1 protein-coding gene is annotated in these 12,704 nt (G+C 73.6%); it reads right to left on the minus strand.

What is annotated here, in order from left to right:
* Positions 1-12,648, minus strand: a 12,648-nt coding sequence (locus tag IEZ15_RS27905; RefSeq protein WP_194535975.1) for a type I polyketide synthase, incomplete at its 3' end; no start/stop codon positions are given.
* Positions 12,649-12,704 lie beyond the last annotated feature (56 nt).

The raw sequence follows: 12,704 nt of genomic DNA on the forward strand, positions 1-12,704 counted from the left end.
CGCCACATGCGCAGCCACGATCTCACCCACCGAATGACCCGCCACCACATCAGCCCGCACCCCCCACGACTCCACCAACCGGAACAACGCCGTCTCCACCGCGAACAACCCCGCCTGCGCAAACATCGTCCCGTTCAGCACCTCCGCATCCTCACCCCACACCACCTCACGCAACGAACACCCCAACCGCCCGTCCAACTCCCCCAACACCCCGTCAAAAGCCTCCCGGAACACCGGGAACGCCTCATACAACCCACGCCCCATACCCAACCACTGCGCACCCTGACCCGTGAACACAAACGCCGTCAGGCCTTCCGGAAGGATCCCGGGGCCGGTGATGACGTCGGTGCCCGCACGGCCCGCAGCCAGTTCGGCGAGGGTGTGGACTGCTGCTGCGCGGTCGGCCGGAAGGAGGACGGCCCGGTGGTCCAGGGCGGCGCGGGTGGTGGCGAGGGAGAAGCCGATGTCGATGAGGGACGGCTCAGGCTCGGTCTCCAGGTGCGTCAGGAGCCGGTCGGCCTGTGCGGAGAGCGCCTTGGCGCTCCGGGCCGACAGCAGCAGCGGTACGACGGGCAGTTGCTCCCGGTGGAAGGTCGCGTCGGCCTCGTCCGGCATGCCTGTCCCGGTGGCCGGGTCGGCGGCCTGGGGCGCTTCCTCGATGATGATGTGGGCGTTGGTGCCGCTGAGCCCGAAGGAGGAGACACCCGCCCGGCGCGGCCGGTCCTGCGGTGCCCAGATGACCGGTTCCGTCAGCAGCCGTACGCCGCCGGCCTCCCAGTCCACCTGGGGTGTCGGCTCGTCCACGTGCAGGGTTCTGGGCAGCAGGCCGTTGTGCAGGGCCATCACCATCTTGATGACACCGCTGACACCGGCCGCCGCCTGGGCGTGCCCGATGTTCGACTTGACCGAGCCGAGCCACAGCGGCCGGTCGGCGGACCGGTCCTGGCCGTAGGTGGCAAGCAGGGCCTGCGCCTCGATCGGGTCGCCGAGCCGGGTTCCGGTGCCGTGGCCCTCCACCGCGTCGACATCGGCCGGCGCGAGTCCGGCGGCGGCCAGTGCCTTGCGGATGACGCGCTGCTGGGAGGGGCCGTTGGGTGCGGTGAGGCCGTTGGACGCACCGTCCTGGTTGATGGCGCTGCCCCGGACCAGGGCGAGGACCGGGTGGCCGTTGCGCCGGGCGTCGGAGAGACGCTCGACCAGCAGCAGCCCGACGCCCTCGGCCCAGCTGGTGCCGTCGGCCGCACCCGCGAACGCCTTGGAGCGGCCGTCGGCGGCGAGGCCCCGCTGCCTGCTGAAGTCGACGAAGATCTCGGGGGTCGGCATGACCGTGACCCCGCCTGCCAGCGCGAGGTCGATCTCGCCCGTGCGCAGCGCCTGGCAGGCCATGTGCAGGCTGACGAGGGAGGAGGAGCAGGCGGTGTCGACGGTGACGGCCGGGCCTTCGAGGCCGAGCGCGTAGGCGACGCGGCCGGAGGCGATACTGCCCGCGCTGCCGTTGCCGAGATAGCCGGCCAGGTCGTCGGGAACGTCGGTGACGCGACTGCCGTACTCGTGGTACATCACACCGGCGTAGACGCCGGTCTGGCTGCCGCGCAGGGTCTCCGGGTCGATCCCGGCGCGTTCGAAGGCCTCCCACGCGGACTGGAGCAGCAGCCGCTGCTGCGGGTCCATCGCGAGGGCCTCGCGGGGCATGATGCCGAAGAACTCGGGGTCGAACTCGGCGGCGTCGTAGAGGAATCCGCCTTCGCGTACGTAGGTACGGCCGGGCAGGCCGGGCTCGGGGGCGTAGAGGGCGTCCGCGTCCCAGCCGCGGTCGGCGGGGAAGTCACCGATGGCGTCGACGCCGTCGGCGACCAGGTTCCACAGGTCCTCGGGCGAGCGGACTCCGCCGGGGAAGCGGCAGCTGATGGCGACGACGGCGATGGGTTCGTCGTCAACGGGGGGCGAGGGGGCGGCGGTGGGCGAGGCGAGTGCCGTGCCGGTGAACAGGGTGTCGAGGTGGCCCGCCACAGCACGGGAGTTGGGGTAGTCGAAGACGAGGGTGGCGGGCAGCCGCAGCCCGGTCGTGCCGGCCAGCAGGTTGCGCAGTTCCACGGCGGCGAGGGAGTCGAAGCCCTGATCCCGGAAGGCGGTGTCGGGGCCGACCGCCTCGGGCGACGGCTGGCCGAGGACCGCGGCGACCTGGGTGCGTACCGCGTCGAGCAGGACGCGGGCGCGTTCCTCGGGTGTCGCACCGGCGAGGCGTCGTTCCAGCGCGGAACCGGGCGCCCCCGGCCGCACGGTGCGGCGCACGGGCGTGCGGACCCGGTCACGGAGCAGCGCGGGCAGTTCGTCGGTGCGGGCGGCGAGTGCCTTCGCGTCGACGGTGAGGGGGACGACGACGGTTTCGCCGGTGGCGACGGCGGCGTCGAAGAGGGCGAGCCCCCGGTCGGCGGGCAGTGCAGGCAGGCCGAGCCGCTTCATGCGTTCCAGGTCGGCCGAGGTCAGATCACCGCCGAGGCCGGTGCTGACCTCCCACATGCCGAACGCGAGGGCGGTCGCGGGCAGTCCGGCGGCCGCGCGGTGGGCGGCCAGCGCGTCCAGGAAGACGTTCGCTGCGGCATAGTCCGCCTGTCCGGCGGCGAGAACGAGGCCGCCCGCGGAGGAGAACATCACGAAGGCGGTGAGGTCGGTGTCCCTGGTCAGTTCGTGCAGGGTCCAGGCCCCGTGGGCCTTGGGGCGCAGGACGGCGTCGAACCCCTCGGGGGTCAGGGTGCCGACCAGTCCGCCGTCGGCGACCGCGGCTGCGTGCACGACGCCGCGCAGCGGGTGCTCCGGCGCGATGCCGCCCAGAAGTTCGGCAAGCCGGTCGCGGTCGGCGACATCGCACGCGGCGACGGCGACGTCGGCCCCGAGGCCGGTGAGTTCGGCGACGAGGAGCTCGGCACCCGGCGTGTCCATGCCGCGTCGGCCGACGAGCAGCAGATGCCGGACACCGTGCTCGGTGACCAGGTGGCGGGCGACGAGTGCGCCGAGACCGCTGGTGCCTCCGGTGATGAGCACGGTGCCGTCCGCGTCCCACGGGGTCAAACGCGCCGGGTCGGACGGGGTGGCCCGGCTCAGCCGTGGAACCCACAACTCCGCCTGCCGGACGGCGGTTTCGGGCTCTGCGGAGGAGACGGCGGCGGCGAGCGCCGCAGCCGTCGCGGGTGCGTCGCCGACGTCGTCGGGGCCGAGATCGACGAGCTGGAAGCGGCCCGGGTTCTCGGCCTGCGCGGCCCGCACCAGGCCCCAGACGGTGGCCTGGACCGGGTCGGGGTCCTCGCCGGGGTGCACGGACATCGCGCGCCGGGTGACCACGACCAGGCGGCGGGTGGCCGACGCGGGGTCGGCGAGCCACGCCTGGACCTCGGCGAGGACGTGACGGGTCAGCGCGCGCACGGCTGCCGGGACGTCCGGGTCGGCGGGTGCGGCCGGGCAGTGGAAGACCGTGTATGCGGAGGCGTCGGCTACGGATCCCGTCTGCTCGGCGGTGGGTGCGGTCCGCTGCCACGCGATGCGGTGGAGCGAAGCGGACAGGGCTCCGGAGGCTGCGGCGATCCGCTCCGGCGAGACCTCCCGGGAGACCAGTGACTCGACGGTGGCCACCGGGGCGCCGCTGTCGTCGGCGACCATGATGGCGGACACCTCGTCGCCGCGGATGCGCTGGATGTGCACCCGGAGCGAGGGAGTACCGGCGGCGTGCAGGGTGACGCCGTTCCAGGAGAACGGCAGCAGTGTCGCCGCGTCGGCGGCCTGATCGGTCAGCAGGTCGGCGTGCATGGCGGCGTCGAGCAGCGCGGGGTGCAGGCCGAAGGCTGCGGCCTCGTCGCGGGCCGGTCCGTCGAGTGACACCTCGGCGAACACGTCGTCACCGCGTCGCCACGCCGCGCGCAGCCCCTGGAAGGCGGGCCCGTAGGCATAACCGCGTGCGGCCAGCCGCTCGTAGGCGGACGTGACGTCCACCGGGTCGGCCCCGGCCGGTGGCCACTGAGTCAACTCGAAAGCGGGTGCGGGGGCTTCGCGGGTCAGGGTGCCGTAGGCGTGGCGCGTCCAGGGGCTGTCCGGGTCGGTGCCGGTGCGGGAATGGATGCTGACCGGCCGGGCGTCGGATCCGTCCGGCGCACCGACGACGACGCGCAGGGAGACACCACCACGGGCCGGGAGGGTCAGGGGCGCTTCGAGGAGCAGTTCCTCGATGCGGCCGCAGCCGACGTGGTCGCCCGCCCGGATCGCCAGCTCGACGAAGCCGGTGCCCGGGAGCAGGACGCTGCCCAGCACGCCGTGGTCGGCGAGCCACGGCTGAGTGCCGGTGGCGAGCCGTCCGGTCAGGACGACGCCGCCGGTGTCCGGTGTCGCGACGGCGGCACTCAGCAGGGGGTGGGTGACCGGTTCGAGACCGGCCGCGTCCAGGTCGCGGGCTCCGGCGACCTGGTCGAGCCAGTACCGCTGGTGCTGGAAGGCGTAGGTGGGCAGGTCGGGGCCCTGTCCGAAGCCGCTGACGTCGAGGAGTGCGTCCCAGTCGACGGGAACGCCCCGGGCGTGGAGCCGGCCGACGGCGGTGAGCAGTTCACGTGCCTCGGGCCGTTCCCGGCGCAGCGTGGCCGCGAACGCCACGGCGTCCGTGTTGTCGACGCATTCCTGGCCCATGCCGCTGAGCACGGCGTCCGGGCCGATCTCGACGTAGGTGGTGGCACCACGGCTCTCGGCGAACCGCACCGCGTCGGCGAACCGGACCGCGTCCCGCACATGCCGGACCCAGTAGTCGGCGCTTCCCCAGTCCTCCGCCAGGTCACCCGTGACGCCGGACACGACCGGAAGCGACGGGCGGCCGAGTTCCAGGGCTGCCACGACCGCACCGAACTCGGCGAGCATCGGCTCCATGAGCGGCGAGTGGAAGGCGTGGGACACCCGCAGAGCGGTGGTCCTGCGGCCCTGACCGGTGAAGGTCGCGGCGAGCTCCAGAACCGACGCCTCCGTGCCCGAGACGACCACGGCGCGCGGCCCGTTGACCGCGGCGATGCCCACCGCGTCGGTCAGCAGCGGCAGCACCTCCGCCTCGGTCGCCTCGACGGCGACCATCGCGCCACCGGCGGGCAGCGCCTGCATCAGCCGGCCACGCGCGACGACCAGCCGTGCCGCGTCCGGCAGCGACAGCGCCCCCGCCACATGCGCGGCGGCGATCTCGCCGACCGAGTGGCCGATCAGGAGGGCGGGGCGTATCCCCCACGACTCCAGCAGCCGGAACAGCGCGGTCTCCACCGCGAACAGACCCGCCTGCGCGTACATCGTCCCGTTCAGGACGTCGGCGTCCTCGCCCCACATCACGTCGCGCAGCGAACTCCCCAGCTGTGCGTCCAGCTCGGCCAGAACCGCGTCGAACGACTCCGCGAACACCGGGAAGGACCGGTGCAGCTCCTGTCCCATACCGAGGCGCTGAGCGCCCTGGCCGGTGAACAGGAAGGCGACCTTCCCCTCACTGACCGTGTCCCGCACGGGCCCGGCGCCGGAGGCGACGGCCTGGAGGCCGGCGGCGAGTTCCGTACGGTCGGTGCCCAGAACGACGGCCCGGTGGTCGAATGCGGCGCGCGTGGTCGCCAGCGCGTGCCCGGTGGCGGCGAGGGCGTCGTCGGAGACGGTGTCGAGGTGGGTGAGCAGGCGCGTGGCCTGTGCGTCCAGGGCTTCCGGGGTCTTCGCCGACAGCGGCCACGACACCGGGGCGGCCGGGGCGGCGGACGGGGCCGGTGGTGCGCTGTCGGCCGACCGGGTGGGCGGCTCCTCGATGATGACGTGCGCGTTGGTGCCGCTGATACCGAACGACGACACCCCGGCACGGCGCGGGCGGCCGTGCGCGGGCCAGTCGGTGGAGTCGGTCAGGAGCTGCACGGCGCCCGACGCCCAGTCCACCTGGGGCGAGGGTTCCTCGGCGTGCAGGGTCGCGGGCAGGGTGCCGTGCCTCATCGCCTGCACCATCTTGATGACACCCGCGACTCCGGCGGCCGCCTGGGTGTGGCCCATGTTCGACTTGATGGAGCCGAGCAGGAGGGGGCTGTCGTCCCCCGGACGTTCCTGGCCGTAGGTGTCGAGCAGGGCCTGCGCCTCGATCGGGTCGCCGAGGGTGGTGCCCGTGCCGTGCCCCTCGACGGCGTCGACATCGGCGGGCGTGAGGCCGGCGTCGCTGAGGGCCCGGCGGATGACGCGCTGCTGGGCGGGGCCGTTGGGGGCGGTCAGGCCGTTGGACGCTCCGTCGGAGTTGACCGCGGAACCGCGTACCAGGCCGAGTACCCGGTGGCCGTTGCGTTCGGCGTCGGACAGCCGCTCCAGCAGGAGCATGCCGACGCCCTCGCCCCATCCGGTGCCGTCGGCGCCGCTGCCGAAGGACTTGCAGCGGCCGTCGGCGGCGAGGCCGCGCTGTCGGCTCATGTCGACGAAGGTGTCGGGGGTGGACATGACCGTGACGCCGCCGGCGAGGGCGAGCCCGCAGTCACCCCTTCGCAGAGCCTGGGCGGCCCAGTGCATCGCGACCAGGGAGGACGAGCAGGCGGTGTCGACGGTGACGGCCGGGCCCTCGGTGCCGAGCGTGTAGGCGACGCGTCCGGACACCACGCTGGCGAGGCTGCCGTTGCCGTGGTAGCCGGCCACGTGCTCGGGCAGGGGGCCCAGGCGCAGGCCCCAGTCGTGGTACATCACGCCGGCGAAGACACCGGTGTCGCTGCCGCGCAGTGTGTGCGGGTCGATGCCCGCGCGCTCGACGGTCTCCCAGGCGATCTCCAGCAGCAGTCGCTGCTGGGGGTCCATGGCCTGCGCCTCGCGGGGGCTGATACCGAAGAACTCGGCGTCGAAGTCCGCCGCGTCGTAAAGGAATCCGCCCTGGTCGGTCAGGCTTTTGCCAGGTGCGGCGGGGTCGGGGTCGTGGACGTCGGTGTCCCAGCCGCGGTCGGTGGGGAAGGCGGAGACGACGTCGCGCCCCTCGTCGACCAGCTGCCACAGCTCCTCGGGCGAGGTCACACCCCCGGGGTAGCGGCAGGCCATCGCGACGATGGCGATGGGCTCGTCGTCGGCCGCGACGGTGACCGTGGGGGTGTGCGGGTGGCCGGTGCGGTCGGTGTCGCCGCCGAGCCGTCCCGCGAGGTGGTCGGCGAGCGAGCCGGGGGACGGGTAGTCGAAGACGAGGGTCGCGGTCAGCGGCAGGCCGGTGGCGGAGCCGAGCCGGTTGCGGAGTTCGACGGCGGCGAGGGAGTCGAAGCCCATCTCGTTGAAGGCCCGGGTCGGGCTGACGCGTTCGGGTCCTTCGTGACCGAGGACGGCTGCGACCTGGGTGCGGACCAGGTCGAGGAGGACGTCGCCCCGTTCGGCGCGGGTCAGACCGGTGAGCCGACGGGTGAGCGACTGCTCGACGCTGACCCCGCCGGCGCCCACGGAGCGGCGCGGCGGACGGACCAGGCCGCGCAGGACGGCCGGGACGTCGGCGGCGCGTGCGTTCAGGGCACGCAGATTCAGACGTACGGGGACGACGGCCGGTACGGCGTGGGTGGTGACGGCGCGGTCGAGCAGGGCAAGGTTCTCCGCGACGGACAGGGGTTGCAGGCCGAGCCGTTCGATGCGCCGGAGCGCGACCTCGTCGAGGGAGCCGCCCATGCCACCGGTGCCGGTCCACAGACCCCAGGCGAGCGAGGTGGCCGACAGGCCGAGGGCGGCGCGGTGCGCGGCGAGAGCGTCGAGGAAGACGTTGGCGGCGGCATAGTTGCCCTGTCCGGCACCATCCAGCAGCGTCGCCGTCGAGGAGAACAGAACGAAGGCCGAGAGGTCGTGGTCCCGGGTGAGTTCGTGCAGGTTCCAGGCTCCGTCGGCCTTGGGCCGCAGAACGGTGTCGAGCCGTGCGGCGTCGAGCGCGTCGACGAGTCCGTCGTCCAGGACGCCGGCCGCGTGGATCACCGCGGTCAGCGGCAGCCGTTCCGGGACGGCGGCGAGCACGGCGGCCGTCGCCTCACGGTCGGCGATGTCGCACGCAGCCACCGTGACCTCGGCACCCAGAGTGGTGAGCTCCGCCCGGAGCTCTTCGGCGCCGGGTGCCGCCAGTCCGTGTCGACTCGTCAGCACCAGTCCGCGTACGCCGTGTTCGACGACCAGGTGACGGGCCAGGGTGGCTCCGACGCCGCCGGTGCCGCCGGTGATCAGGACGGTGCCGTCGCTCCGCCAGGGGGTGGCGACGGGCTGCGGGGTGTGGGTGAGCTTGGCCAGACGGGGCACGTACACCTGGCCCGCGCGTACGGCCAGTTCGGGCTCGACCGCACCGGCGGCGAGGCCCAGCAGCTCGTCCGGGGTGAGGGAGCCGTCGGTGTCGACGAGGACGAAGCGGCCCGGATGCTCGGCCTGGGCGGAGCGCACCAGTCCCCAGACGGGTGCCTGGGCCAGGTCGGGCCGCTCCCCCGGCGTGACGGTGACGGCGTCCTGGGTCACCACGGCCAGCCGGCCGCGTGGGGGCCGCTCGTCGTCGAGCCAGGTCCGCACGGCCGTGAGGGTGTCGCCGAGTGCGGCGCGGACGTCGGCGGTCAGGTCGTTCCCGGTCGCGGCCGGCACGGTGTGCAGTGCGGCTTCGGCGGTGGCGGTGGGGCCCGCGAGGACGGGCAGGGGGGTCCACCGGACGTGGAAGAGGGCGTCGTGGTGTGCGGCGGCCGCCAGTCCGTCGGCGGCTACCGGACGGACGAGGAAGGATTCGACGGAGGCGACGGGTGCACCGGTGGTGTCGGCGAGTTCGAGGGCGACCTCGTCGGTGCCGGTCGCGGTGATGCGTACGCGCAACGAGGTGGCACCGGTCGCGTGGAGAGTGACGCCGGTCCAGGCGAACGGGAGCAGGACGCGGTCGTCCGTCTGCCGGGTGCCGGTGGCGAAGTCTGTCGCGTGCAGGACCGCGTCGAGGAGTGCGGGGTGCAGGCCGAAGGCGGCCGACCGGTCACCGGCCGATTCGGGGAGCCGGACTTCGGCGAACACCTCGCCGGCCGCGCCACGCCACACCGCTCGCAGGCCGTGGAAGGCGGGGCCGTATCCGTAGCCCTGTGCGGCCAGGTCGTCGTAGAGGTGGGTGACGTCGACGGGTGCGGCGCCGGGCGGCGGCCAGGTGCCCGCGGCGAAGTCCGCCGTCCCGGGCTCGGGCTCCTCCTGCGGGACCAGCCGGCCCGTCGCGTGCCGGGTCCACGGTGCGTCGTCGGCGGCGTCCTCGTCGCGGGAGTAGAAGGCGAGGGCGCGGTGTCCGGTCGTGTCGGCCGGGTCGACGACGATCTGGAGGGCGACACCGCCGGTGGTGGGCAGGAGCAGCGGGGCCGCCATCACGAGTTCGTCGAGGCGCTCGGCGCCGGTCTGTACGCCCGCCCCGACCGCGAGGTCGACGAAGGCGGTACCGGGCAACAGGGCGTGACCGGCGACGATGTGGTCGGCGAGCCAGGGGTGCGAACGGAGGGAGATCCGTCCGGTGAGGACGGCGCCGCCGGTGTCGGCGAGGCCGACGACCGCGCCCAGCAGCGGGTGCCCGGCCGCGACCTGGCCGAGCGCGGTCGCGTCCTGGGCCGTGTCCGGAGCGCTCAGCCAGTACCTGCTGTGCTGGAAGGCGTAGGTGGGCAGTTCGACCTGGTGTGCGCCGGTGCCCGCGAAGAACGCGTGCCAGTCGGCGCGGGCGCCGCGGGTGTGAGCGACGGCCAGCGCGGAGAGCAACTGGCGCGGCTCGTCGCGGCCGCCTCGCAGCACGGAGGTGAACACGGCCGCCGGGTCGGCGCTCTCGCGGCCCATCGCGCAGAGCACCGGGTCGGGGCCCAGTTCGAGGAAGGTGGTGACGCCCCGGTCGTTCAGCAGGCGGACGGCGTCGTGGAAGCGGACGGCTTCGCGCACGTGCCGGACCCAGTGCTCCGGGTCGCGGAGTTCCTCGGCGGTGGCGATGCGGCCGGTGAGGGCCGAGACCACGGGGAGCTTCGGCGGCGCGTAGGTGAGGATCTGCGCAACCTGGCGGAAGTCGTCGAGCACGGGGTCCATCAGCGGCGAGTGGAAGGCGTGGCTGACCCTGAGCCGCTTGGTCCGGTGCCCGGCGGCCTCCAGTCGTGCGGCCAGCGCGGTCACCGCTTCCTCGTCCCCGGACAGCACGACGGAGTCCGGCCCGTTGACTGCGGCGATGCCGACCGTGTCACGGCAGTGCGCGAGGAGCGGTTCCACCGTCTCCTCGGCCGCCTGCACCGCGATCATCGCGCCGCCCTCGGGGAGTGACTGCATCAGGCGGCCGCGGGCGGCGACGAGGGTGGCCGCGTCGTCGAGCGAGAGCACACCGGCCACGTGGGCCGCGGTCAGCTCGCCGATCGAGTGCCCCGCAACGTAGTCGGGACGCATTCCCCAGGACTCCAGGAGCCTGAACAGGGCGACCTCGACGGCGAAGAGGGCCGCCTGCGCGTACATGGTGCGGTCCAGCAGCGCGGCCTGGGGGGAGCCCTCGTCGGCGAACAGGACGTCCCACAGCGACTGGTCGAGCTGGAGGTCGAGATAGCCGATGGCGTTGTCGAGGGCCTTGGCGTAGACGGCATAGGTGTCATACAGCCGGCGGCCCATGGCGAGCCGCTGGCTGCCCTGTCCGGTGAAGAGGAAGGCGGTGGCCCCGCCGGTGACGGATGCGATCACGCCCGGGGCGTCCTGGCCGTCCGCGACCGCCCGCAGTCCGGCGAGCAGGCCGTCGCGGTCGTCGGCGAGCACCACGGCGCGGTGGGGCAGGGCGGCGCGGGTCGTCGCGAGGGAGTGGGCGAGATCCAGCGGGTGCAGGGCGGGATCTGCCTCGACGCGGTCGAGCAGACGACGTGCCTGGTCGCGCAGGGCCTCCTCGCTCCTGGCGGAGATCACCGCGGGCAGTGGCTGACCGGTCTCGGCCCGGGTGCCGTCGCCCTCGCCGACCGCGGACCGGGGCTCGGCGGCGGGTGGTTCCTCGACGATGAGGTGGGCGTTGGTGCCGCTGACGCCGAAGGAGGAGATACCGGCCCGGCGCGGGCGGGTGGACGGGGCCCAGGGCACGGGCTCGGTCAGCAGGCGGACCTCGCCGGCCGTCCAGTCGACGTTGGGTGAGGGAGCGTCGACATGCAGGGTCGCCGGGAGCAGGCCGTTGCGCATCGCCATGATCATCTTGATCAGGCCGGCCGACCCGGCCGCTGCCTGGGTGTGCCCGATGTTGGACTTCACCGATCCCAGCCAGACCGGTCCGTCGGCCCGCTCCTGACCGTAGGTGGCCAGGAGCGCCTGGGCCTCGATCGGGTCGCCGAGGGTGGTGCCGGTGCCATGTGCCTCGACGGCATCGATGTCCCCGGGGGCGAGTCCGGCGTCGGCGAGTGCCTGCCGGATCACTTGTCGTTGGGCCCGTCCGCTCGGTGCGGTGAGACCGTTGGACGCGCCGTCCTGGTTGATGGCCGAGCCGCGGATGACGGCGAGCACGGGGTGGCCGCTCGCCCGGGCGTCCGACAGCCGCTCCAGGGCGAAGACGCCGACGCCCTCGGCGAAGGCGGTGCCGTCCGCGGCAGCGGCGAACGCCTTGACGGTCCCGTCGGGTGCGAGGCCACGCTGCCTGCTGAACGCGGTGAAGGTACCGGGGCTGCCCATGACCGCGACGCCGCCCGCGAGCGCGAGGGCGCACTCACCGCGACGCAGCGCCTGGACGGCCAGATGCAGGCTGACCAGCGATCCGGAGCAGGCGGTGTCGACGGTCAGCGCCGGCCCTTCGAGACCGAGGGTGTAGGAGACCCGCCCGGAGACGACACTGGGGGCGTTGCCGCTGAGCAGGTAGCCGTCCAGGCCGTCCGGCGCCTCGTGCAGGCGCATGGCGTACTCCTGCGGCTCGGCGGCGACGAACACACCGGTACGGCTGCCGTGCAGGGTCTCCGCGTCGATACCGGCGCGCTCGACGGCCTCCCAGACGGTCTCCAGCACGAGCCGCTGCTGCGGGTCCATAGCGAGGGCCTCGCGCGGGCTGATGCCGAAGAACTCGGCGTCGAACCCGGCGGCGTCGGTCAGGAATCCGCCGTGGCGGGCGTAGGTGGTGCCCGGGGTGGTGGGGTCGTCGTCGAAGAGCCGGTCCAGGTCCCAGCCGCGGTCGGTGGGGAACTCGTCCCGGATATGGGTGCCTTCGGCGACCAGCCGCCACAGGTCTTCCGGCGAGGCGACGTCACCCGGGTAGCGGCAGCCGATGCCGACGACGGCGATCGGCTCGTCGGTGGCGGTGGCCGGTGCGACGAGGGGCTCGGGCCGGTCGGGCAGGCCGAGCGCCTCCGTACGCAGATGGGCCGCCAGGGCGGCCGGTGAGGGGTGGTCGAAGACGACGGTAGGGGGCAGGGCGAGGCCGGTCGCCGCGGTGAGACGGGCGTGCAGCGCGACGAGGGCGACGGAGTCGAGCCCCAGTTCACGGAAGGCGCGATCCGGTTCCATGGTCGGCGGCGTGTCGGGACGGGCCTGCCGCAGCACGGCGAGGGCGTTGTCCCGTACCAGATCGAGCAGCACCCGCTTCTGCTCGGCGGTGGGGAGGGACTCCAGCTCACGCACGAGTGCGGCCTGCTGCAGCGTGTTCCCGCCCGGCACACCGTCGGTGCCGGAGACGAGGTTTCCGGACTCGGTCATCTGCACTCCACACAATTGTCGCCCGTCACCGGACGGAAATCACCAAGGAACCGCAC

This window comes from Streptomyces atratus (genome assembly GCF_014648655.1).
Taxonomy (GTDB): domain Bacteria; phylum Actinomycetota; class Actinomycetes; order Streptomycetales; family Streptomycetaceae; genus Streptomyces; species Streptomyces atratus.